Genomic DNA, 23,164 nt, shown 5'->3' on the forward strand with positions numbered 1-23,164 from the left:
GATGCCTCCTTGTCTTGAATGTGGTCTAGCGATGGGACAGCAGGTCGAATTCCATCCGCACCTTGCTGAACGGGAACTCCAGCCGCGCGAAGTACACCACGCGGCCATCGATGCAGGCGTAGCGGCGTATTTCCGCCACGGGCGAGGACACGGGAATCTGCAGGGACTCGGCGGATTCCTGGCCGGCCTGGATCACGTTCAGCACCTGGCGCGCTTCGCTGATGCGTGCGCCGTAGTACTGGTCCAGCACCGGCGCCACGGTGCTTTTGCGGATGCGGGCGCGATGCTTGCGGAACAGCGCGCTATCCAGGAAGACCTCGCTATAGCAGAAGGGGGCGCCATCGGTCGTGTGCACCCGTCGCAAATATTGGAAGCTGCCGCTGCGGTCGGCGCCGCAAGGCATGCCCAGCGTGTCGGGCAGGGGCGAATCGGCGTTGGACTCCACCAGTGAAACCGTGCCCAGCTGATTGCTGAGTTCCACGGTTTCGGCCCAGGTCTTGGGGATCAGCAGGGTGGGCGTTTCGGGCAATTCGGCATTGACGAAGGTGCCCGACCCGCGCGAGCGGCGGATCAGGCCATCGTCTTCCAGCAGGCCGAACGCCTGGCGGATGGTCGCCCGCGATATGCCATAGGTTTCCATCAGCGCTTCCAGCGGCGGGATCTGCTGGCCGGGCCGCCAGGTGCGGTTCTGGATATTGCTACGAAACAGCGCCGCCGCCTGCAGATACAGCGGCTGGGGACTGCGCGAGAAGAGCTTGGGGTCGGGCATGTTCAGGCGGAAGGCGTCGTGGTCGGGGCCGCGAGTATGGCATCGGCCATTTCGCGCAGCCGGTGCTTCTGGATCTTGACCGAGTTGGCGCTTTCCACCGAGGGGAATGCATCCAGCACGGTAAAGCCCGCCGGCGTCTTGAAGCCCGCCATCGCGGCTTTGCACGCGGCGGTCCAACCCGCGGGGTCGGCGGCTGCGCCCGGCTGCAGCAGCACGAAGGCATAGGGCACGGTCTTGCCCTTTTGCGTGGCGCCGACCACCTGGCAGGCGCGCACGCCCGGCAGGGTTTCGACCACCTGTTCGATTTCCACCGGATTGACCAGAAAGCCGGACAGGCGCAGCGAATCGCCCATGCGGGTCTGGAACACGAACTGGCGCGGATTCAGCGTGTAGCCGAGATCGCCGGTCTTGAAGTAGCCGTCATCCGTGCAGGCGCCGCGGGTGGCCTTGGGATTGTCCAGATAACCCTGCATCAGGCTGGGCGAGAGGATTTCGAGTTCGCCGGATTGGCCATGCGACAGGATTTCGCCCGTGGCGGGATCGCGGGCGCGCACGCGCGCCTCGGGGTAGATCAGCGTGCCGCCGGGCTGGTGGCGCGCGGACACGTCGCCCTCGGCGGGATCGCGCGGCTGGCCGGCGACCAGAGCCACCAGCTCGCTGGAACCATACAGGCCGGTCAGCGGCACGCCGGCCTCGCGGGCCAGGTCCAGCATGTTGTCCAGCGCCGGCGTGAAGCTGGCGAAGCCAAACAGCCGTACCGAGGCGAAGTCGCCTTGGGCTCCCGCCCGCATCATGCCGACCAAGGCCTCGTTGTTGGCGTAGGTGTGCGTCACCGCGTGGCGGCGCACCGCTGCGGCGGATTGGGCGGCGTCGAACACCGGCGCGCAGACCACGGGCGCGCCTTGCGCCAGGCCGCCGACCAGCGTCGCGAAGCCAAAGGCGCCGCAGAACGGCGCGCTGGCGAGTACGCAGCTTCCCTCGTCATAGCCATAGGCCCGCGCCACGGCCGCGCCGTGATTCAACAGGGTGCGCTGGTCGTGCAGCACGAACTTGGGCTTGGAGGTGGTGCCGGACGTGGTGAAGCACAGCACGCCCGCATTGGGCTGGGCCGGCGGCGCTGTGTCGGTGCAGGACTGCAGGTCCTGGTAGCGGTGCGCCGGCTTGCCATGGAAGCTGGGGGGCAGCGCCTCGTCGGCATTCGTCAGCGCGATCACGCCTTGCAGGCGCTCCAGGTGTTCCGGCGCGACTTCGCCCAGGATGCCCTGGAAGTCTATGCCCTTGAACCCCGGCCAGAACACCAGCCAGTCCGCCTTGCCGCGTCCCAGGATGTCGGCCAGCTCCAGCGCCCGAAAGCGCGTGTTGACCGCCAGCACCAGCGCGCCCAGGTGCGCGCAGGCCAGGAAGGATTCCACCCAGGCGGCGCAATTGGGTAGCCAGACCGCCACGCGCTGTCCCGGGCGCACGCCGATGCGGGCAAGGCCGGCGGCCAGCGCGCGGCTTTGCGTCCGCAGTTGCGCGGCGCCGATGGGCTGGTCCTGGTCGATCAGCAGCGGCGCATCGGGCCGGCGCGCGACCAAGGCGTCCAGGTGTTCGGAGAACGTCGAGTACGGCATGTTCATGGCTTACACCGTGGCGATGGGCGTCACGGGAGAACCCACCGCGCCAGGCATGCGCAAGGGCGGGGCAGTCAGCAGGAAGCGGCTGCGGCCTTGCGCATGCAGCCAGTCGGCCAGGTCCTTCAGGTACCAGAGTTCGGCCAGCGGCAGGCCCAGCTTGAAGAGGCAATGGTGGTGCAGCGGCAGGATGGAGTGGCCGGGGCCGGAGGTGCGCGCCGGATAGGCTTCGACCGCGTAGTTGTCGGCGCAGATCGCGGCGATGCCGGATTGCGTGATCCAGTCCAGCAGCGCCGGGTCGGAGCCGTCCAGCACGGCGCCGGTCTGCTCCAGCTTGTGCGGATCGGGCTGGCCGTCCATGGCAACGATCGCCTCGGCAAAGCCCGTGCGCAGCACCAACATGTCGCCGTGTTCGACCGTCACGTTCTGTGCCCGCATGGCGGCCTGCAGGGCCGCCAGGTCGACGACCGTGCGGCCGGGGCCGTAGGCGCGCGCCAGGTCCACCAGCACGCCGCGGCCCTGCATGCCTTTTTCGGCGTAGCGGTTGATACCCAGCTTGCGCGCGTACGAGCCGCCGGGCGGGCAGCAGGCGTCGTCCGATTTGTCGGGATCCGCGCCGCCGAACACGTCCACGCCGGCCGCGTAGCCGTTGTAGTAGACGCGGCGCGCCTGGCCATCCCCTTGGATGTCGAACAGCGCGCCCACGTGGCACAGGCCGTCCCACTGGGTGGAGTACTGCATGGACAGCGTGACCTGGTCGTCGGACAGCACGTCCACGGCTTCGGGCTGCACCTGGGACATCTGGAAGTTCAGGTAGGGCGTGCCTTCGCGGAAGGTGGGCTGGAGCGTCGGCGCGTGGCGGCGCGGGTTCAGCACGTTGCCGCCCGGCAGGTCCAGCGGCAGCGACAGGCAGAACACCTTGCCCGTGCGCACCTCCCGCACCGCCTGCAGTACTTTTTCCTCAGTCAGCAGGTTGAGGCGGCCGATCTCGTCATCCGGGCCGAAGTCGCCCCAGGTGGAGCCTTCGGGGCGTTGGGTCCAGCGTTTCATCTGCTTGTCTCCTGGAGGTTTTCTATGTTCTTATGAATATAGTACGTATTTACGTACTTTAAAAAGAAATCCGCAATCAGCGGGTTCGATAGGAGACAAGCCCATGACGCAATTCCTGCAGCGCAGGTTGGCGATCACTGCGCCGGCCCTGGCCGCGCTGGCCTTCCTGACCTTGCCCGCGGCCCAGGCCGCCGGCTATCCCGATCATCCCGTGACCGTCGTCGTGCCGTATCCGCCGGGCGGCGGCGCCGACATCTTTGGCCGCGCCATCGCTCACGCGCTGGAGCCGGGCCTGAAGCAGACCGTGCTGGTCGAGAACAAGCCCGGCGCGGGCGGCAATATCGGCATGGCCTACGTGGCGCGCGCCAAGCCCGACGGCTACACGCTGGGCCTGGGCACCATCGGCACCCAGACCATCAACCAGTTCCTCTACAACAACATGGCGTTCGACCCCGAACGCGACCTGGTGCCCATTGCGCTGGTGTCCACCACGCCCAACGTCATCGCCGTCAGCGCCAAGTCGCCCTACAAGACGGTGGCCGACGTGATCAAGGCGGCCCAGCAGTCCAAGGACAAGAAGCTGACCTATGCGTCGCCGGGCATAGGGTCCTCGGTGCATCTTACCGGGGCCTATTTCGAGGCCATGGCCGGCGTGACCATGCTGCACGTGCCTTTCAAGGGCACGTCCGCCTCGCTGCCGGCGGTGGCGGGCGGGCAGGTCGACCTGCTGTTCGACAACCTGCCGGGCGCGCTGGCGCAGATCAAGGATGGCAATCTGGTGCGGGGCGTGGCGGTCACGTCGGCCGCGCGCGACGCCTCGGTGCCCAACCTGCCCACCGTGGCGGAATCGGGACTGCCGGGCTTTGACGTCACCGCCTGGTTTGCGCTCTACGCCCCGCGCAATACCCCGGAACCCGTGGTCAAGCAGTTGATCGAAGCCGCGCGCAGCGGGCTGAAGAACCCGGCCGTCGCGGCCAACTTTGCCGGCATGGGCGCCAAGCCCGGCACGCTCTTCGGCGCGGACCTGGCGGCCTTCGAAGCCGGGGAACGCAAGAAGTGGGGCGGACTCATCAAGGACAAGGGAATCACCGCGCAATGAAAACGCCCACCGCACTGGTCACCGGCGGCAGCCGGGGCATAGGCCGCGCCATCGTCGCGCGCCTGATCGAAGATGGCTTCGAGGTCGTCAACTTCAGCCGCGGCGCGCCCGCAGCGCTCCTGCCCGGCGAAACGTTCCGTTCGGTCGACCTGGGCGACGCGCTGGCCACCATTGCCGCGGCGCAGGCGTTGGCGGCCGAGCGCCAGGTCCTGCATCTGGTCAACAACGCCGGCATGATCCAGGTCGCGCGCATCGGGGACGTGACGCAGGAACAGATGGCGCGGATCATGGCGCTGAACGTCACGGCGCCGGTGCTGCTGATGCAGGCCCTGCTGCCCGGCATGCGGGCGGCGGGCTACGGGCGGGTGGTGAACATTGGCAGCCGCGCCGCCCTGGGCAAGGACGGGCGCACGGTTTACGGCGCTTCCAAGGCGGCGCTGGCCGGGATGACGCGCACCTGGGCGTTGGAGCTGGCGGGCAGCGGCATCACGGTGAATACCGTGGCGCCCGGACCCATCGCGACTGAACTGTTCAACCAGTCCAACCCGCCGGGCGCGCCGCAGACGCTGGCTTTGGAGGCGGCAATCCCGGCGGGGCGCGTGGGCCGACCCGAAGAGGTCGCCCATGCCGTGTCCATGTTCATGGACCCGCGGGCGGGCTTCATGACGGGACAGATGCTGTATGTGTGCGGGGGAGTGTCGGTGGGGCTTGCCGGCTAGCCGCTTGTTGCGTTGCGCGGTTGCTCAGGCTTGCGGCGCCGTCCCTTGCGGCGGCGCGTGTATGGCGAACTCGCGCGCCATTTCCTTCCTGGACACCTTGCCGGACGCCGCCAGCGCCTGCGCACGCTCCAGGCGCAGGCGCTTGAGCACTTCCGTGGGCGCGACGCCGAAATGCGCGGCGAATTTACGCTGGAAGGTGCGGCGCGACATCTGGCAGGCGTCGGCCATGTCGTCGACCGACCAGCGCGCCGATAGCTGCGCCTCAATTTTTTCCACCAGGTCCCGGAATGGCGCGGCCACGCGGTCCTGCAAACGCAGCGCCTGGCTGTACTGGCGCTGGTCGCCGTTGCGGCGCATGAAGACCACCAGCCGCCGCGCAACCCGTTGCGACAGGTCCGCGCCGAAGTCGCGTTCGATCAGCGCCAGCGCCAGGTCGATGCCGGCGGTGACGCCGGCAGAGGTCCAGTATTTGCCGCTTTCGACGTAGATGCGGTCGTCTTCGACGCGCAGGGCGGGATGAAGCTGGCGCAGCCGGTCGGCCGATCGCCAGTGGGTGGTGACGGCGCGGCCGTCCAGCAGGCCGGCGGCGGCCAGCACGAAGGCGCCGGTGCATACGCTGCAGGTGCGCCCGGCGGTCGCGTCGCGGCGGCGCAGCCAGGCGCGCGTCTCGCCATGGGCGCCCGCGAAATCGGCGCCGGGGCCGCCGGGCACGAACATCATGTCCAGGCGCTCATCGCCATCGTCGGCAAAAGTGCCGTCCACCTGCATGCGCAGGCCCTGTTCCCAGGTGGAGACCAGCGGCGTCGCGGCGATGGTGCCCAGGCGGTACAGCTTGCGGCCGGCTTCCTCGTTGGCCGAACTGAAGGCTTGCCACGGTCCGGCCAGATCCAGCGGCTGGAAGCCGTCATACAGGACGAACTGCACGCGCAATGGCGCATCCGGCGCAGTATTTGGCGCACGCGTCCGGGCGCGTCCGCCTATGCTGGGAGTCGTCGTTTCTAACGGAGCATCGTCATGCATGTGAATTTTCTCTTGTTCGAAGGGCTGACCCAGCTGGATATGACCGGGCCGTATGAAGTGCTGGCAGGCGCGCCGGGCTTCACCGTGGATTTTGTCGCAAAAACGCGCGATCCGGTGCGCAGCGATCGCGGGCTGTGTTTCGTGCCCACGCAGACCATCGCATCGGCGCCGCCCTGCGACCTGCTGGTGGTGCCAGGCGGGCCGGGCACGGATGATGCCATTGTCGACGCCGACTGGGTAGCGTTCACGCGCGCGCAGGGGCTGGGGGCACGCTACGTATTCGGCATCTGCACCGGTTCGCTGTTGCTGGGCGCGGCTGGCCTGTTGCGCGGCAGGCGCGCTTCCAGCCATTGGCGCGCGCGCGAACTGCTGTCGCGCTTCGGCGCCATCCCCAGCGACGAGCGCATGTGCGTGGACGGCAACCTGTACACCGCGGGCGGCGTGACCTCGGGCATCGACATGGGGCTGAAGGTGGTGGCGGACCTGTGCGGCGAGGACGTGGCCAAGCTGATACAGCTGCAGATCGAATATGACCCCCAACCACCGTTTCCCGGTGGCACGCCCAAGACCTCGGAGCCGGCCGTGGTGCAGCGCTATCTGGAGATGTCGCAAGCGCGCTTCGAACGCCGCTCGCAGGCGGTGGACCGGGCCGCGGCCGCGATGGCCTGAGTTCGAGCGCGCGGCGCGCTCACTTCGCCAGATGATCCAGCGGCAGCGGGCTTTGCGGCTTGACGGTCTGGATCGCGAAGTTGCTGCGTATGTCCTTCACGCCGGGCAGCTTCAATAGCGTGCCCAGCAGGAAGCGTTCGTAGGCGCGCAGGTCGGGCACCACTACCTGCAGCAGAAAGTCGGACTCGCCCGACACCAGATGCGCGGCGATGACTTCCGGCAAGGTGCTGACCTCCTCGCGGAACAGGGCGGAGTCGCGCTCGTGGTGCCGCTCCACCTTGATGCCGACGAAGACGGTCAGGCCCAGGCCGACTTCGTCCGGCGCCAGGCGGGCTTCGTACCCCTGGATGACGCCGGCTTCTTCCAGCAGCCGCACCCGCCGCAGGCAGGGCGAAGGGGACAGGCCAATCTGCTCGGCGAGTTCGACATTGGTCAGCCGGCCGTTCTGCTGCAGGGCCTCGAGGATCCGGCGGTCGTAGGCGTCCAATTCGCGTTTTGGCATGAAATCAGGATAAGGATTATTGGATTGGCGGAATATGCCAATCATCATAAATCGAATGGCATGAATAGGATGCACATGCCAGCCTGGTTTTCCTAGAATGATCGCCTGAGCCAGGACGAAAAGGAGCGGGAAAATGGCGGATATGGCGATGTTTCTAGGGGCTTTGCTGATCGTCTACGTGGTGCCGGGACCCGACATGATCCTGCTGCTGGAAACCGGCGTGCTGCGCGGCAGAGGGCAGGCGCTGGCGGTGGCCGTGGGGCTGGCCATCGCGCGGGCCGCGCACGTGACCCTGGCCGCGCTGGGACTGGCGGCGCTGTTCAAGACGCATCCCTGGGCGTTCGACGCGGCGCGCACGGTGGGGGGATGCTATCTGGTCTGGTTGGGCGTGCGGCTATTGCGCGCAGGACCCGTGTCCTACGATGCCACCGGGCAGGCGCCCGCGAGCCGCGCGGGGCTGGGGCCGGCGCTATTGAGCGGCGTGCTGACCAATGTGCTCAATCCCAAGGCCTTGCTGTTCTGCTCGGTGCTGCTGCCGCAATTCGTGTCGCCCGCCCAGGGGCCGATAGGCCAGCAGTTCGCCGTGCTGGGCGTGATCCTGGTCAGCCTGGGCCTGGCGCTGGACGTGCTGTGCGCGTTGGCGGGCGGGGCGGTGGGGCGCTGGATGTCGGCCAGCCCCCGTGCGCAGAAGATCCAGAGCCGGGCGTTCGGGCTGGCATTGATCGGCTTCGGCCTGCGCCTGACCGTGGCCCAGCGTCCGGCCTGAAGCGGCCGGTCCCGCAGCTTGCGCTACGGGACCGGCTGTCCGCCCTATTTGGCGTAGGCGTACGAGGACTCGTCGGCTTCCTCATCCTTCGGCAGCGGCGGAACCGCGCCGTCCTCCAGCAGTTCGGACTGCGTCAGGCCCTTGGTCAGCTCCAGCGCCTGGCGTTCGAACAGGCGCCGGTACAGACCGCCCTTCAGGCGGATCAGTGCGTCATGGCTGCCTTCCTCGATGACGCGGCCGCGGTCCATCACCAGCAGGCGGTCCAGCGCGCGCACCGTCGACAGGCGGTGCGCCACCACCAGCGTGGTACGACCCACCATCAGACGGTCCATGGCCTGCTGGATCAGCACCTCGCTTTCGCTGTCCAGGCTGGACGTGGCTTCGTCCAGGATCAGGATGGGCGCATCGGCCAGGAAGGCGCGGGCCAGGGCCACGCGCTGGCGTTCGCCGCCCGACAGCTTGACGCCGCGTTCGCCGACCAGCGTGTCGTAGCCCTTGGGCAGCGCCATGATGAAGTCATGGGCGCTGGCCAGCCGCGCCGCCTGCTCGATCTCGGCCTGCGTGGCGCCGGGGCGGGCATAGGCGATGTTCTCCGCCAGCGTGCGGTGGAACAGCACCGGCTCCTGCTGCACGATGGCGATCTGGCTGCGCAGGGACGCCTGCCGCGCCTGGGCGATGTCCTGCCCGTCGATCGTGATGCGGCCGTCGTTCACGTCATACAAACGCTGGATCAGTTTGATGAACGTGGTCTTGCCCGAACCCGAATGGCCGACCAGGCCGACCCGTTCGCCCGGGGCGATGCGTACCGAGAAATGGTCGTACAACGCCTTGTCGTGCGCGCCATAGCGGAACGTCACGTCCTCGAAGCGGATCTCGCCGGCCGTCACGCGCAGCTCGCCCGCGCCGGGCCGGTCGTCCACGCCCAGCGGTTGCTTTTCCAGCGCGACCAGTTCTTCCATGTCATTGACCGAGCGTTGCAGGTTGCGGATGTGCATGCCTACGTCGCGCAGGTAGCCCTGCAGCATGAAGAACATCGTCAGGGCGAAGGTGATATCGCCCACGCTGGCCTGGCCGCGCGACCACAGCAGCAGCGACGCGCCCAGGATGCCCGCCTGCATGGCGACCAGCATGGCGCCCTGGATGCCGCCGTTGATCGTGCCGCGGATCCAGGTGCGGCGCGTGCGGCGGCGCCATTTGTCGACCACGCGGTCCAGCCTGACTTCTTCGCGGTCTTCGGCGCCGAAGGCCTTGACCACCGCGTTGCAGCTGACGGCGTCGGCCAGGGCGCCGCCCATGCGCGTGTCCCAGGCGTTGCCCAGGCGCGCGGCCGGCGCCACATAGCCCAGCGACAGCGCCGCGGTCACGGCGATGTACAGCACCGAGCCCAGGCCCACCACCAGGCCCATGATGGGCCAGTGCACACCCAGCAGCGCGGTGGCGCCCACCAGCATCACGACCGACGGCAGCAGCGCGATCAGCAGCGTGTCGTTCAGGATGTCGACCGCCCACATGCCGCGCGTGATCTTGCGCACCGTGGAGCCGGCAAAGCTGTTGGCGTGCCAGTCCGTGGAGAAACGCTGCACGCGGTAGAACGCGTTGGAGACGATGCCGTTCATCATCTTCAGCGTGAAGGTGATGATGTTCTGGAACACGGCCTGACGCAGCAGCGTGCCGCCGATGCCCAGCGCGAGCAGCAGCCAGAACGCGGTCAGCGCCGCGCTCCAGACGATCTCGTCGCCAGCCGCGCCCGAGGCCACGGCGTCAATCAGTTTGCCGGCGTACAGCGGCGTCAGCACGTCGGTCACCGCCGACAGCAGGGCCAGCACGATGATGCCGGAGGTGCGCCAGGGCTGCGCGCGCCAATGGCGGAAGGTAAAGCCAAGGACATCCTTGAAGGTCTGTCCTCGTAGATCGATTTTTTTTCTGGCCATTGCAATGGCCCGGCGTCACCAGGACGCCGGGAGTCCTTGTGTGGAAAGAGGAAGGAGCGGCCTGCGCGGCGAGGCGCGGGCGATTGCGTTCAGGTTTTTGGGGCGGGCACGGAGGACCGGTCGCTAGATAGGCATCCAGCGATGGGTCCGCGCGGGCGACGACTTAATGACGTCGCGGGGACACGCGCGGGATGGCGGTATGCGGATTCATCATCTTGCGCCTCCCAATGGTGTGAGATGTGGGGAAAGGGAATGGGCAGAGGCCCGAATTGAAGATTCTATAGAAGTGGTGTAGGCGAATCAACGGGTAGGCGCGTGCCGGTGTGGGTTTTTTTCAACTGACGCGGCGTTCAATCCGGGGTGAACAGCGTGGGCGGCAGGCGCGCCACGGCCTCGTAGGTCAGGCGGATGTGGGCGGCCAGCAGTTCACAGGCGCGGTCCGCATCGCGCGCCAGCGTGGCGTCCAGGATGCCTTTGTGTTCGTCGTCCAGGTCGCGCGCGATGGGCTTGCGCGTGACGGTCAGGCGGCGGTAGCGTTCGGCCTGCTGGTACAGGATGCCCAGGAAATGATGCAGCCAGCGCGACGGACAGGCGCGGATCAGTTCGCGGTGGAACTCGCGGTTGCGCTGTTCCCACTCTTCAAAACGGGTGTCGGGGTCGGCGGCCAGGCGCTGTTCGGCCTTGCTCAGACGGTGGAAGGCGGCCAGCACCGCGCTTTCCCAGTCGTCATCGCCCAGGGCGATGGACTGGCGCAGGGCCTGGGTTTCCAGCAGCACGCGGTTCTCGGTGATGTCGCGGAAGTCTTCCAGCGAAATCGGCGTGACGTGAAAGCCGCGCTGTCCTTGCGCGATGACCAGCGCGTCCGACACCAGCAGCGCCAGCGCTTCGCGCAACGTGCCCGCGCCCACGCCGTAATCGTCCTTCAGGTGTTCGACCCGCAGGCGCGAGCCCGGCGGATGCACGCCCTGGATGATGTCGCGGCGCAGGTTGACATAGGCCGCGCCGACCAGGGTGTTGGCCGAGGCGGAATGGGCAAGCGGGGGGAGGGTGGCGCCGTCTGACATGGGAGCTACTTTATCACTGGCTTTAAAAAATCTCGATAAAAATTATTGACGCCGAGATTTATGCTGCTTATCGTAGAAAAAAAGCGTCGAGACTACGACCGGTAATCAGCCGGCGGCAGGCGCAACCTGGAGACAAGCAGTGATACGGCTACACGACATCCGGTACGTCCGGCTGGGTACCCGCGACCTGGAATCCGCGGTCCGCTACGCGACCGCGGTGCTGGGGCTGGAAGTGGCGCGCAAGGAGCACGGCGCGGTCTATTTCAAATCCGACTCGCGCGACCACACCCTGTGCTATTTCGAAGGCGATCCGCGCGACCACACCACGGCGTTCGAAGTGGACACGTCCGAGGAACTGGAGCATGCCGGCGCGGTGCTGGAGCGCAGCGGCTATCAGGTCGCCGCGGGCAAGCGCGAGGACGCCGAGCAGCGCTACGTACGCGATTTCCTCAGTTTCATCGACCCGTCCGGCAACCGCATCGAGCTGGTGCACGCGCCGCACCACAGCGGCCGCCGCTATTTCCCCAGCCGCGATGCCGGCGTGACGGGCTTTTCGCATATCGGCCTGCGCACGCTGGACGCGCGACGCGACGAGGCCTTCTGGACCGGGCTGCTTTCAGCCCGGGTCAGCGACCGCATCGGCGAAGCGCCCTTGCTGCGCATCGACGAAGTGCACCACAAGATCGCGCTGTTCCCGTCCAGCTATCCGGGCGTGCAGCACATCAACCACCAGGTCGAAAGCATCGACGACATCATGCGTGCCTGGTACCAGCTGAAGGAATGGCAGGTGCCGATCCGCTTCGGCCCGGGGCGCCATCCGACCTCGGGGGCGATGTTCCTGTACTTCGACGGCCCCGACGGCATGATCTACGAGTACTCCACCGGCGTGCGCCTGATCACCGCCGAAGACGAGAAGACCTACCGGCCGCGCAGCTTCCCCGCAGTGCCGTCCTCGTTCTGCATGTGGGGCGCCAAGCCCGACATCCCGGAGTTCAAGACGTGAGCGCCGCGCCGATGAAAGCCGACGCCGGCCAGGAAGCGCTGGTGCGGACGGCGGCGCGCGGCCTGGCCCGCGCCGGCCTGGTCCACGCTTACGGCCATTGCAGCAGCCGCCTCGACGCCGATCACTTCCTGGTATGCGCCGCGCGGCCCATGGGCCTGATCGAACCGGGCGAGGCGGGCACGGTGGTGCCGGTGCACGGCGAACTGCCCGAGGGCGTGCTGGGCGAGGTCCGCATCCACCAGCACATCTACCGCATGCGCCCCGAAGTGGGCGGAGTGGTGCGCTCCATGCCGCCCACGGTCATGACGCTGTCCTCGGCCCGCGTGACGCCGCAGCCGCGCCATGGGATGGGTTCGTATTTCTCTCCGTCCGTGCCGCTCTGGGATGACCCGCAACTGGTGCGCAGCGACGCCCAGGCGCGCGGCGTGGCCCAGACCCTGGGCGCGGCCCGCGCCGTGGCCATGCGCGGCAACGGCGCGGTGGTGGCAGCCGAATCGCTGATGCATGCCGTGGTGCTGACCTGGTATCTGGAGGATGCCGCGCGCATCGAATGGCAACTGCGCTCGGCCGGCCTGGCCGACGGCGCGCCCACGTTCTCGCCCGAAGAGGCGGCGACCCGCGCCGTGGGCACGGGCCGGATCTACGAGCGCATGTGGGAATACCTGACCGCCGGCGACCCTGAAGCGGCGCTGGCAGACCTGTCACAACCGAGGACGCAATGACCGATTTCCGCAATTTCATCAACGGCGAATGGGTCGCCACGGACAAGACGTTCGACAACCGCGATCCGGTCGACAACCGGCTGATCGGGCGCATCCACGAGGCCGGCGACGCCGAGGTCGATGCCGCCGTGCGGGCCGCCAAGGCGGCGTTGCGCGGCCCCTGGGGCAAACTCAAGACGCAGCAGCGCGTGGAGCTGCTGCACGCGGTGGCCGACGGCATCATCCGGCGCTTCGACGAATTCGTCGACGCCGAGATCGCCGACACCGGCAAGCCCTACGATCTGGCCAGCCATCTGGACATTCCGCGCGGCGCGGCGAACTTCAAGATCTTCGCCGACCTGGTGCGCAACATCCCCAACGAGACCTTCGACCTGGAAACGCCGGATGGCGGCCATGCCCTGAACTACGGCGTGCGAGTGCCGCGCGGCGTAATCGGCGTGATCTGCCCGTGGAACCTGCCGCTGCTGCTGATGACCTGGAAGGTGGGGCCGGCGCTGGCCTGCGGCAACACCGTGGTGGTCAAACCTTCCGAAGACACCCCGGCCACGGCCACGTTGCTGGGCGAAGTCATGAACGAGGTCGGCGTGCCGCCCGGCGTCTATAACGTGGTGCATGGCCGCGGCCCCGGTTCGGCGGGCGAAAAGCTCACGCGCCATCCGTTGGTCGACGGCATCACCTTTACCGGCGAAACCCGCACCGGCGAAGCCATCATGCAGGCCGCGGCGGTGGGCGTGCGTCCCGTGTCCTTCGAACTGGGCGGCAAGAATGCCGGCATCGTGTTCGCCGATGCGGACTTCGACAAGGCGGTGGCCGGCATTGCCCGGGCCGCCTTCGACAACACCGGGCAGGTCTGCCTGGGCACCGAGCGCGTCTACGTGCAGCGGCCGATCTTCGACCGCTTCGTGGCGGCGCTGGGCGAGCGCGCCCGCGGCTTCAAGCTGGGCCGTCCGAAGGATCCTGGCGTCAACCTGGGTCCTCTGATCTCGCAGCGCCATCGCGATAAGGTGCTGGGCTACTACGCCCGCGCCCGTGAAGAAGGCGCCACGGTGGTGGCCGGCGGCGGCGTGCCGGACATGCCGGACGACCTGGCCGGCGGCGCCTGGATCCAGCCCACGGTCTGGACCGGCCTGCCGGAAAGCTCGGCCGTGATCCAGCAGGAGATTTTCGGCCCCTGCTGCCACATCGCGCCCTTCGACACGGAAGAAGAAGCCGTCGCCCTGGCCAACGCCACGCCCTACGGCTTGGCGGCCTCGGTCTGGACCAGCAACGTGGGCACCGCCCATCGCATGGGACAGGCCCTGGAAGTGGGCATCTGCTGGATCAATTCCTGGTTCCTGCGTGACCTGCGCACGGCCTTCGGCGGAGCCAAGCAGTCCGGCATCGGCCGCGAGGGCGGCGTGCATTCGCTCGAGTTCTACACGGAGCTGCGCAATGTCTGCGTGAAGCTCTGACCTGTAAGCAGGCCTTAGTACCGGCAGGCGCCGCGCAGAACGGCGCCGCCGTCCATCCCCCAAGGAGACTTAGCATGCAAGCATACGCACGCGGCCTGTCCGCGCTGGCCGCGGTCGCGGCCCTGACCGTGGCCAACGCCGCAATGGCGGACATCCGCATCGGCTTTACCGGGGTGCTGTCCGGCCCCCAGGCGGCATTGGGCCAGGATCAGTACGACGGCCTGATGTTGGGCATCGAGCAGCTGGGCGGCAGCCTGGGCGGCCAGAAGGCGGTGGTGATCCGCGACGACGACCAGCTCAAGCCCGACGTGGGCGCGCAGATCGTGCAGAAGTTCATCGAGAAGGACAAGGTCGACGTGATCGTCGGCCTGGGCTTCTCCAACGTGCTCATGGCCGAACTGCGGCGCATCAAGGAATCGGGCGTGGTGGCGCTGTCCACCAACGCCGGACCCGCGCCCATCGCCGGCCGCATGTGCCTGCCCAATCTGTTCGTGCTCGGCTGGCAGAACGACAGCATGTCCGAAGCCATGGGCAAGTACGTCAAGGACCAGGGCTACAAGCGCGCCTACCTGATGTCGTCCAACTACCAGGCCGGCAAGGACAAGCTGGCGGGCTTCAAGCGCTTCTATGGCGCCGCGCCCGCCGACGAGATCTACACCCAGCTGGGGCAGCTGGATTACTCGGCCGAGATCTCGCGCATGCAGTCGGCCTCGCCCGACGCGCTGTTCGTGTTCTATACCGGCGGGGTGGGCGTGAACTTCGTGCGCCAGCTGCGCCAGGCCGGCCTGATGGAAAAGCTGCCGTTCTTCTCGGAAAGCCTGATCGATTCCAACACGCTGACCGCGCTGAAAGAGCAGGCGGTGGGCGCGATCTACGGCACGCCTTGGGCCACCACGCTGGACAACCCGCAGAACCGCAAGTTCGTCGAGGCCTTCAAGGCCAAGTACGGCCGCTTGCCGTCGGAATATGCGGTGGGCGGCTATGACGCGGCGTTCCTGCTGGATACCGCCATCAAGCAGCAGGGCGGCAAGGTCGGCGACAGCAAGGCCCTGGCCGCGGCGGTGAAGGCGGCCGGCGCCAACTTCCCCACGGTGCGCGGCAAGTTCCGCTTCAACAGCAACAACATGCCGGTGCAGGACCTGTATGCCTACCAGGTCGTGAAGGAAGGCGACGGCGTGGGCTTGAAGCAGCTGGCCAAGGTGTTCACCGACCATCAGGACGCCTACGTGGCCGACTGCCCGCTGAAGTAACGTCCCGGGAGACGCCCCATGAACGGATCCTTGCTGTTGTCGCAGATGCTTAATGGCCTGCAGCTCGGCGCCTTGCTGTTCCTGCTGTCCTCGGGGCTGACCCTGATCTTCGGCATCATGAACTTCATCAACCTGGCGCACGGGTCGCTGTATATGATCGGCGCCTTCCTGGGCGCCACCGCCTACAACGCCAGCGGCTCGTTCGCCTTCGCCATCCTGGCGGCGGTGACGGGCAGCGGCCTGGTGGGGGTGGCGCTGGAACGCCTGATTGCGCGGCCGCTGTACAAGCATGATCACCTCTATCAGGTGCTGGCCACCTTCGGGCTGATGATGTTCTTCAATGAACTGGCTTCGGTCATCTGGGGCAGCCGGCCGTACTACGCCGCCGTGCCGCAGGGGCTGGAAGGAGCGGTCAGCCTGTTCGGCAACGACTATCCGGTGTATCGCCTGATGATCATCGGCGTGGGCGCGCTGGTGGCGGTCGGCGCCTGGTTCCTGATCCAGCGCACGCGCTTCGGCATGCTGATCCGCGCCGGCGCCAGCAATGCGCCCATGGCCAGCGTGCTGGGCGCCAACGTGGACCTGCAGAAGACGCTGCTGTTCCTGCTGGGCGCGGTGCTGGCAGGCGTGGCGGGGGCGCTTGCGGGGCCGATCCTGTCGGTGCAGTCCGGCATGGGTGAGCCGGTGCTGATCCTGGCGCTGGTGGTGATCGTCGTGGGCGGCATCGGCTCGGTGCGCGGCACGCTGGTCGCGGCGCTGCTGATCGCGATGATAGACACGCTGGGCCGGGCCTTCCTGCCCGACATGCTGCGCGCCGTGTTCGACGCTTCCGTCGCCAATGCGGTCGGGCCGGCACTCGCCTCCATGCTGATCTACGTGCTGATGGCCGTGGTGCTGGCGTTCCGGCCGCAAGGCCTGGTCTTCTCGGCGCGGCGTTGACGCGCGCTTGTACTGGGGTTGGATCATCATGCAAGAACACACATACCGGCGCTGGGCGCTGCCTTTGCTGTTCCTGGTCCTGGCCGGCGTGCCTTTCGTGGCGCAATGGCTGGGTGAACCGTTCTACGTGACGCTGGGCGCGCGCATCCTGATCTATGCGCTGGCCGCGCTGGCGCTGAACCTGGTGCTGGGCTTTGCCGGACTGGTGAGCTTCGGCCACGCCATGTTCCTGGGCCTGGGCTGCTATGCCGTGGGCATTCTCAGCTATTACGGGTTTGGCAACGGCTGGCTGCAGCTGGCCGTGTGCATCGCGGTGTGCGCGCTGGTGGCGCTGATCGTCGGCACGGTCTGCCTGCGGACCTCGGGCATAGGCTTCATCATGATCACGCTGGCGTTTGCGCAAATGTTCTATTTCCTGGCGGTCAGCCTGCGCGAGTACGGCGGCGACGACGGCCTGAACATCTACGAAGCCAGTTCCTTCGGCCTGTTCGACCTGGGCGGCAGCCAGCCCGTGTACTGGGCGGCCTGGGCGGTGCTGCTGGTGTCCAGCCTGGCGATGCTGCGCCTGCGCCGCTCGCCCTTCGGCATGATCCTGCGCGCCACCCATGCCAACCCGCGCCGTGTTGACGCGCTGGGCTATTCGGTGTTCGGCGTGCGCCTGACGGCCTACGTGGCCTCTGGCGTGCTGACCGGCGTGGCCGGGCTGCTGCTGGCCAACCTGACCGCCTTCGCCTCGCCCAGCTACATGTCCTGGCCGGTGTCGGGCGAACTCATCGTCATGGTGGTGATAGGCGGCCTGGGCAATGTGCTGGGGCCGATTTTCGGCGCCGTTGCCTATCTGCTGATGGAAGAGGCCTTCAAGAGCATGACGCAGCATTGGATGCTGCTGATGGGGCCGGCGGTGGTGGTCATCGCCATGGTGGCCAAGGGCGGCTATGCCAACTCCCTGGTCTGGCTCCGGCGTCCGCCGCCCGCCGCGCCGACGGCCCAGCCGCCGGCCGCGGGTGAACAACAGGACCGCCGCCCGCCGGACGCGATCGCCAAGGAGGCTTCGGCATGAGCATGCAAACCGCAGCCGCGCCCGTTGGATTGTCCACGCAGGACCTGGTGCGCCGCTTCGGCGGCCTGAAGGCGACCGACGGCGTGTCGCTGGACGTGGCGCCTGGCGAACTGCACGCGCTGATCGGCCCCAACGGCGCGGGCAAGACGACTTTGATCAACCTGCTGTCGGGCGAACTGCGGCCCGATGGCGGCGCCGTGCGCCTGGGCGCCGCCGACGTTTCCCGCGCCTCGGTGCAGGAACGCGTGGCGCTTGGCATGCTGCGCTCCTATCAGGTGACCTCGGTGTTCGACAGCTATACGGTGCTGGACAACGCCTGCCTGGCAGCCTTGCGCAAGCGCCGCCGGCGCCTGTCGGCCTGGACCGCCTTGCGCGATTGCGCCGACGTGGTAAGCGCCGCGACCGCGGCGCTGCGGGCCTGCAAGCTGGAAGACGTGGCCGAGGCCCAGGTGGACAGCCTGGCCTATGGCCAGCGCCGCCAGCTGGAGATCGCCATGGCATTGGCGGGCGAGCCGTCGGTACTGCTGCTGGACGAGCCCATGGCCGGCATGAGCGCGGCCGAAAGCGCGGGCGTGATCGCCTTGCTGCAAAGCCTGAAGGGCCGCTACACCATCGTGCTGGTCGAACACGACATGAACGCCGTGTTTGCGCTGGCCGACCGCATCAGCGTGCTGGTCTACGGCAAGGTCATCGCCACCGGCAGCGCGGAACAGATACGCAACCATCCCGACGTGCGCCGCGCCTATCTGGGCGACGACGCCGACGCATAAGGAGCCGCCATGTTGAGCATCAGCGGATTGACGGCGGCCTATGGGCATTGCCAGGCCTTGTTCGGCGTAGACCTGGACGTGGGCCAGGGCGAGGTCGTCGGCCTGATCGGCCGCAACGGCATGGGCCGCAGCACCGTCATCAAATGCCTGTTCGGCCTGCTGCCGGCCAGCCAGGGCAGCATCCGGTATGGCGAGCGTTCCCTGCGCGGACTGGCGCCGTACCGCATCGGCCGGTTGGGCCTGTCGCTGGTACCCGAAGGGCGCCAGATCTTCCCGACGCTGACGGTGGAAGAAAACCTGATCGCCACGGCTATACACCGCGGCGGCGGCCGCGGCTGGACGCTGGAACGCGTGTATGAGCTGTTTCCGCGCCTGCACGAACGCCGCGCCAACCTGGGCACGCAGCTATCCGGCGGCGAGCAGCAGATGCTGGCGCTGGGCCGGGCGCTGATGACCAACCCCAGCCTCTTGGTGCTGGACGAAGCGACCGAAGGGCTGGCGCCGGTGGTGCGCGCCGAAATCTGGCGCGTGCTGGCGCAATTGAAAGCCGAAGGTTTGTCGATGATCGTGGTGGACAAGAACACCACGGCCTTGCTGCGCCTGTCGGACCGCAACGTCATCCTCGACAAGGGCGTGACGGTGTGGCGCGGCAGCTCGGCGGAATTGTCCCAGCGGCCCGACCTGGTGGCCGCCTACGTAGGAGTCTGAGATGAGATTGCAGGACAAGGTGGCGCTGGTCACCGGCGCGGCCGGTGGCATCGGACTGGCGATCGCGCGGCGCTTCGCGGCCGAGGGTGCATACGTGCTGCTGGCCGACCGCAAGGAGGCCGAACTGATGGCCGCGGCCCGCGCGCTGGGCGATCGCGCCGCCGCGCTGGTGGCGGACGTGACCGATCCGGCTGATGCCCAGAAGCTGGCCGACGAGTGCGTGCGGCGCTGGGGCGGCCTGGACATCTGCGTCTGCAACGCCGGCGTGATCCGCGCGGCGGACTTCCTGGACCTGAAGCTCGAAGACCTGGATGCGGTCATGAACGTCAATGTGCGCGGCACCTTTCTGGTCGCACAGGCCGCCGCGCGCGCCATGGTGGCTGGCGGACGCGGCAACGGCGCCATCGTGACGCTGTCCTCGATGACGGCGGAACTGGCGATGCCGGACCAGCTGGCCTACGGCGCCAGCAAGGGCGCGGTGCGCCAGATGACCAAGTCGATGGCGCTGTCCCTGGCGCCGCACGGCATCCGCGTCAACGCCATCGGCCCCGGCAGCATCGACACCGAAATCCTCGCCACGATCACCAGCAATCCCGCAGCCCGCAGGACCGTGCTGTCGCGCATACCGATGCAGCGCCTGGGATCGACGGACGAAGTCGCCAAGGTGGCGGTGTTCCTGGCCAGCGATGACGCCAGCTACGTCACCGGGCAGACGGTGTACGCGGATGGCGGCCGGCTGGCGCTGAACTATACGGTGCCGGTGCAGGAGTAGGGCGGGGCAGGCCGAGGCCGGATACGCTTCGACAGCAAGAAGGGCAGGGTGATAAATTTCCACGCGTCATCCGGAACACAAACCCTGCCCATGAAAACCGCCCCGATTACCTCCTCCCGGGATGCCGCCTGGCTGCAACTGCGCATGGCGCTCTGGCCTGACGCGTCAGCGTCTGAGCATCAGGAAGACATGGAGGATCAGGTTTGCGCGCCGGACCGATACGTCCAGTTCCTGGCGCGCGCCGACAACGGGCAGGCGATCGGCCTTGCCGAAGCTGCGATCAGGACGGACTACGTCAATGGCACCGACTCCAGTCCCGTGGCGTTCCTGGAGGGCCTGTATGTCATGCCCGAGGCCAGGCGACAGGGCGCGGCCAGGGCCTTGATCGACGCCGTCCGGGCATGGGCGCGGGACAGGGGCTGCAAAGAGCTGGCCTCGGATACCGCGCTGGACAATGTCGTGAGCCAGGCCGCGCATACGCGTCTGGGGTTCAGGGAGACGGAACGGGTCGTCTATTTCAATATGCCGATCTGAGGCGCCAACGCTGGCTTTGCATTGCGAGTAAGGTATGGGCTGGAGGCCCTGATTTTCCGGCACGTTGGCCTGTGCCCTTCAGCGGGAACCTGAATACCATGAAGATATTCCGTCCGGCGCTGCGGACCGTCCTTGCCGCGGCCGCATGCACCTTGATCGCCGCCTGCGCGGATAAACCTCCCCAGCAAACCGAGCTGGACTATCGCAGCCGCGCGCCTTCCACGGGACAGGGCAAGAGCGATACCCCCGGCTCCTCGGACCAACGCTTGACCATACAATCCGGCGAAGGAGAGCGCCTGAACCTGCCCTGGTTCGTGCGGGATGCACAGGACTGGATCAACAGCAACTGACATATGACCAAGCCCATGACCATGCGACGGATTTTCCTGGCGCTTGCCGCGCTGGCCGTGTCGCCGGCCATCAACGCCCAGACGCCTTCCAAGCCTGCCGCCTGGACCCCGCCGGGCCCGACCGCATGCAGCTTCTCCGGATGGACGACGAACGATAAGCCTGCCATCCAGGTGCGCGCGGCGGCATCCGCCCAGGCAGCGGTGGTGGGCAGCCTGCCGACGACTCGTGGCGACGGTCCTGATCCCGAGATCGACTACTACAGCGTGACCTTCGACGTGACCGAGGCGCGCGACGGCTGGCTCAAAATCAGGAACGCCAGCGACGACAAGACCGGCGACGAACAGAGCAAGCCGCGACCCGTATATCGGGGCGAGGGTTGGATCGAAGCCGCGGATGCGCAGGTCGGCATCCAGTCTGCGCGCGGCTACGCCCGCCCCGACGCCGGCAGTGAACGGTTGCTGGATCTGGGCAGCGACTGGCTGACCGAAAGAGCTACGCTGCGCGGCATCGCCGCCTGCGAAGGCGAGTGGCTGTTGCTGGACTACCAGATGCGCAACAGCGACACGTTCGAGCCGCTGGCGCCCAAGGACCGCACGCGGGGACGGGCGTGGTTTCGCGGCGTCTGCTCGTCGTCGGAGACGACTTGCGACATGCGGTCGGTGGACAAGTGAGCAGACGAGCAGGCGTTCGTGCGAGTCCAATTTATTGACATATCGGGAAATCCCGATATCATGGCGCCATGGATCTGCTCGAAATATTCAAAGCCCTCTCCAACCGTACCCGCCTTGAGATCCTCAAAGGACTGAAGGACCCCGCCAAGAACTTCCCGCCCCAGGACGAGGGCGACGTTCATACGGTGGGGGTCTGCGTCAGCAGCATCCAGGAAGGCGTCGGGCTGTCGCAGTCCACGGTGTCCGACTATCTGGCGACGCTGCAGCGCGCGGGCCTGGTGGAAGCCAGGCGCATTGGGCAGTGGACCTACTACAAGCGGAACGAAGCAACCATACGTGCTCTTGCCGGGCTCATCGGGAAAGAGCTGTAATTTTTTTGCAGGTAAATATCGGTATTTCCCGATATCCCTATTTTTCGAAACAAGGAAAACCATGAAAGCGATGACACTCAAATCATTCGGCGGCCCGGAATCGTTCGAACTCCGCGACCTGCCCAAGCCGGTGCCGCTGGCGGGACAGGTCCTGGTCCGGGTACATGCGACCTCGATCAATCCCCTGGATTACCAGGTCCGGCGCGGCGATTATGCCGATCTGGTGCCGCTGCCGGCCATTACCGGGCACGACGTCTCGGGCGTGGTCGAAGCGGTGGGGCCGGGCGTGACGGCTTTCGTTCCTGGCGACGAAGTCTGGTACACCCCGCAAATCTTCGACGGGCCGGGCAGCTATGCCGAGTATCACGTCGCCGCGGAAGGCATCGTCGGGAAGAAGCCGCCGGCGCTGAGTCATCTTGAAGCGGCCAGCCTGAGCCTGGTGGGCGGCACGGCTTGGGAAGCGCTGGTCGTGCGCGCGGGGCTGAGAGTCGGGGAGAGCATCCTGGTGCACGGCGGCGCGGGCGGCGTCGGCCATGTGGCGATCCAGCTGGCCAAAGCCATCGGAGCGCAGGTGTACACGACCGTGCGCGCCGCCAACGCCGAGTTCGCGCGCAGCATGGGCGCCGACGTGGTCATCGACTACGAGAAGGAAGACTACGTCGAGGCCGTCATGCGGGAAACGGGCGGGCGCGGCGTCGACGTCGTGTTCGATACCATCGGCGGCGACACGCTTGCGCGCAGCCCCGATGCGCTTGCGCAATTGGGGCGGGTCGTCTCGATCGTGGACATCGCCCAGCCGCAAAACCTGATCCAGGCCTGGGGCAAGAACGCGAGTTACCACTTCGTGTTCACGCGGCAGAACCGCGGCAAGCTGGATGAATTGAGCGCGTTGGTGGCGCGTGGCCGGTTGCGGCCGCACGTGGGCGCGGTCTATGGGCTTGCCGACATTGCGCAGGCTCATGCGCGGCTGGAAAGTCCCAACAATGGTATCCAAGGAAAGATCGCGATTGCCGTCGCGCCGTCGGCGTACCTTCAGTGCGGGGGGTAGGGCTTCGAGGTCGCGGACGCCGGCGACTCAAGAACCCCGCCTCACAACACCGAAGCGGCAGAGCCTCGAGCTTGCGGATGTCGGAGTTCTTTAGCCGCCGAGGCTGCCCTGCGCCATTCCGATGCTCGCCCCGGTGGGGCTGCGCTTCGGATGGCTCCGGGGTCCTCGGCTGGCAGTCGCCTAATGCGTTGGTTTCGGACCCGATCATGGGCAGATGCCGTGAGGCGGGGGCCGGACGGAGGGATCCGAAGCGCAGCCCCACCGGGGCGAGCATCGGAATCCCGCAGTCCGGACGTCGGCGACTCAAGAACC

General features: G+C 67.3%; 25 protein-coding genes. 18 read left to right on the forward strand and 7 right to left on the reverse strand.

Annotated features, from left to right (window positions below; translation table 11 throughout):
• Positions 1–25: 25 nt before the first annotated feature.
• Genes IB259_RS01720 through IB259_RS01730 form a run of 3 tightly spaced genes read right to left on the reverse strand, consistent with a single transcriptional unit; the run spans position 26 to position 3,432 of the window.
• Positions 26–769, reverse strand: coding sequence for a GntR family transcriptional regulator (locus IB259_RS01720; RefSeq protein WP_119449196.1), 744 nt, complete (start codon positions 767–769; stop codon positions 26–28).
• A gap of 2 nt (positions 770–771) precedes the next feature.
• Positions 772–2,388 (reverse strand): AMP-binding protein, encoded by a 1,617-nt coding sequence (locus tag IB259_RS01725; RefSeq protein WP_370528685.1) that lies wholly within the window; start codon positions 2,386–2,388, stop codon positions 772–774.
• Positions 2,389–2,391: 3 nt separating this feature from the next.
• Positions 2,392–3,432, reverse strand: coding sequence for a cyclase family protein (locus IB259_RS01730; protein ID WP_192327239.1), 1,041 nt, complete (start codon positions 3,430–3,432; stop codon positions 2,392–2,394).
• Between the two features lie 103 nt (positions 3,433–3,535).
• Between IB259_RS01730 and IB259_RS01735 the strand changes: the two genes are divergently transcribed.
• Together IB259_RS01735 and IB259_RS01740 are read left to right on the forward strand one after the other, a co-directional pair.
• On the forward strand, positions 3,536–4,531 hold the full coding sequence (locus IB259_RS01735; RefSeq protein ID WP_175164493.1) for a tripartite tricarboxylate transporter substrate binding protein: 996 nt from the start codon (positions 3,536–3,538) through the stop codon (positions 4,529–4,531).
• Entirely contained in the window at positions 4,528–5,250 is a 723-nt protein-coding gene (locus IB259_RS01740; protein WP_125473708.1) for an SDR family oxidoreductase, read from the forward strand. The genes IB259_RS01735 and IB259_RS01740 overlap by 4 nt, the downstream gene beginning before the upstream one ends.
• 24 nt (positions 5,251–5,274) lie before the next feature.
• Here the strand turns inward: IB259_RS01740 and IB259_RS01745 are convergent, their stop codons facing one another.
• Positions 5,275–6,174, reverse strand: a complete 900-nt coding sequence (locus IB259_RS01745; protein WP_054454793.1) for a GlxA family transcriptional regulator — start codon at positions 6,172–6,174, stop codon at positions 5,275–5,277.
• Positions 6,175–6,264: 90 nt separating this feature from the next.
• Here IB259_RS01745 and IB259_RS01750 point away from each other — a divergent pair, with 90 nt between their 5' ends.
• A complete protein-coding gene (locus IB259_RS01750; RefSeq protein ID WP_054453759.1) occupies positions 6,265–6,939 on the forward strand; it encodes a DJ-1/PfpI family protein in 675 nt (224 codons plus the stop codon).
• Positions 6,940–6,958: 19 nt separating this feature from the next.
• Here the strand turns inward: IB259_RS01750 and IB259_RS01755 are convergent, their stop codons facing one another.
• Positions 6,959–7,441, reverse strand: a complete 483-nt coding sequence (locus IB259_RS01755; RefSeq protein ID WP_054454795.1) for an Lrp/AsnC family transcriptional regulator — start codon at positions 7,439–7,441, stop codon at positions 6,959–6,961.
• Positions 7,442–7,583: 142 nt separating this feature from the next.
• On the opposite strand from IB259_RS01755, the gene IB259_RS01760 reads away from it, so the two are divergent.
• Positions 7,584–8,207 (forward strand): LysE family translocator, encoded by a 624-nt coding sequence (locus tag IB259_RS01760; protein WP_225596758.1) that lies wholly within the window; start codon positions 7,584–7,586, stop codon positions 8,205–8,207.
• A gap of 44 nt (positions 8,208–8,251) precedes the next feature.
• Here the strand turns inward: IB259_RS01760 and IB259_RS01765 are convergent, their stop codons facing one another.
• Both IB259_RS01765 and IB259_RS01770 read right to left on the reverse strand, forming a co-directional pair.
• Positions 8,252–10,138 (reverse strand): ABC transporter ATP-binding protein, encoded by a 1,887-nt coding sequence (locus IB259_RS01765; RefSeq protein ID WP_192327245.1) that lies wholly within the window; start codon positions 10,136–10,138, stop codon positions 8,252–8,254.
• A 350-nt stretch (positions 10,139–10,488) separates the two neighbouring features.
• A complete protein-coding gene (locus IB259_RS01770) occupies positions 10,489–11,202 on the reverse strand; it encodes a GntR family transcriptional regulator (protein WP_054453767.1) in 714 nt (237 codons plus the stop codon).
• A gap of 139 nt (positions 11,203–11,341) precedes the next feature.
• Between IB259_RS01770 and IB259_RS01775 the strand changes: the two genes are divergently transcribed.
• From IB259_RS01775 to IB259_RS01840, 14 genes are all read left to right on the forward strand, one after another.
• Positions 11,342–12,205 (forward strand): VOC family protein, encoded by an 864-nt coding sequence (locus IB259_RS01775; RefSeq protein WP_054456504.1) that lies wholly within the window; start codon positions 11,342–11,344, stop codon positions 12,203–12,205.
• Positions 12,202–12,927 carry a class II aldolase/adducin family protein gene (locus IB259_RS01780; RefSeq protein ID WP_233564475.1) on the forward strand — a complete coding sequence of 242 codons (726 nt, stop codon included), beginning with the start codon at positions 12,202–12,204 and terminating at the stop codon, positions 12,925–12,927. The genes IB259_RS01775 and IB259_RS01780 overlap by 4 nt, the downstream gene beginning before the upstream one ends.
• Complete coding sequence (locus tag IB259_RS01785; RefSeq protein ID WP_175162561.1) at positions 12,924–14,378, forward strand: 2-hydroxymuconic semialdehyde dehydrogenase; 1,455 nt, start codon at positions 12,924–12,926, stop codon at positions 14,376–14,378. Before IB259_RS01780 ends, IB259_RS01785 begins: the two co-directional genes overlap by 4 nt.
• Positions 14,379–14,452: 74 nt before the next feature.
• Complete coding sequence (locus IB259_RS01790; RefSeq protein ID WP_054456506.1) at positions 14,453–15,628, forward strand: ABC transporter substrate-binding protein; 1,176 nt, start codon at positions 14,453–14,455, stop codon at positions 15,626–15,628.
• An 18-nt stretch (positions 15,629–15,646) separates the two neighbouring features.
• A complete protein-coding gene (locus IB259_RS01795) occupies positions 15,647–16,567 on the forward strand; it encodes a branched-chain amino acid ABC transporter permease (protein WP_042793142.1) in 921 nt (306 codons plus the stop codon).
• A 28-nt stretch (positions 16,568–16,595) separates the two neighbouring features.
• Positions 16,596–17,627, forward strand: coding sequence for a branched-chain amino acid ABC transporter permease (locus IB259_RS01800; protein ID WP_192327248.1), 1,032 nt, complete (start codon positions 16,596–16,598; stop codon positions 17,625–17,627).
• Positions 17,624–18,397 carry an ABC transporter ATP-binding protein gene (locus IB259_RS01805; protein WP_054456507.1) on the forward strand — a complete coding sequence of 258 codons (774 nt, stop codon included), beginning with the start codon at positions 17,624–17,626 and terminating at the stop codon, positions 18,395–18,397. Before IB259_RS01800 ends, IB259_RS01805 begins: the two co-directional genes overlap by 4 nt.
• A gap of 9 nt (positions 18,398–18,406) precedes the next feature.
• Positions 18,407–19,105 (forward strand): ABC transporter ATP-binding protein, encoded by a 699-nt coding sequence (locus tag IB259_RS01810; protein WP_118932987.1) that lies wholly within the window; start codon positions 18,407–18,409, stop codon positions 19,103–19,105.
• Position 19,106: 1 nt separating this feature from the next.
• Positions 19,107–19,877 (forward strand): SDR family NAD(P)-dependent oxidoreductase, encoded by a 771-nt coding sequence (locus tag IB259_RS01815; protein WP_119449067.1) that lies wholly within the window; start codon positions 19,107–19,109, stop codon positions 19,875–19,877.
• Between the two features lie 90 nt (positions 19,878–19,967).
• Positions 19,968–20,411 (forward strand): aminoglycoside 6'-N-acetyltransferase, encoded by a 444-nt coding sequence (aac(6'), locus tag IB259_RS01820; RefSeq protein WP_119449068.1) that lies wholly within the window; start codon positions 19,968–19,970, stop codon positions 20,409–20,411.
• A gap of 98 nt (positions 20,412–20,509) precedes the next feature.
• Positions 20,510–20,761 (forward strand): hypothetical protein, encoded by a 252-nt coding sequence (locus tag IB259_RS01825; RefSeq protein WP_082401205.1) that lies wholly within the window; start codon positions 20,510–20,512, stop codon positions 20,759–20,761.
• A gap of 3 nt (positions 20,762–20,764) precedes the next feature.
• A complete protein-coding gene (locus tag IB259_RS01830) occupies positions 20,765–21,433 on the forward strand; it encodes a hypothetical protein (protein ID WP_225588702.1) in 669 nt (222 codons plus the stop codon).
• A 68-nt stretch (positions 21,434–21,501) separates the two neighbouring features.
• Positions 21,502–21,804: a helix-turn-helix transcriptional regulator gene (locus IB259_RS01835; RefSeq protein ID WP_054456511.1), complete on the forward strand. Its 303-nt coding sequence runs from the start codon at positions 21,502–21,504 to the stop codon at positions 21,802–21,804.
• Positions 21,805–21,865: 61 nt separating this feature from the next.
• Complete coding sequence (locus IB259_RS01840) at positions 21,866–22,852, forward strand: zinc-dependent alcohol dehydrogenase family protein (protein ID WP_192327251.1); 987 nt, start codon at positions 21,866–21,868, stop codon at positions 22,850–22,852.
• Positions 22,853–23,164 lie beyond the last annotated feature (312 nt).

The sequence above is a fragment of the Achromobacter sp. ACM04 genome, from assembly GCF_014851465.1.
Taxonomy (GTDB): Bacteria; Pseudomonadota; Gammaproteobacteria; order Burkholderiales; family Burkholderiaceae_B; genus Achromobacter; species Achromobacter aegrifaciens.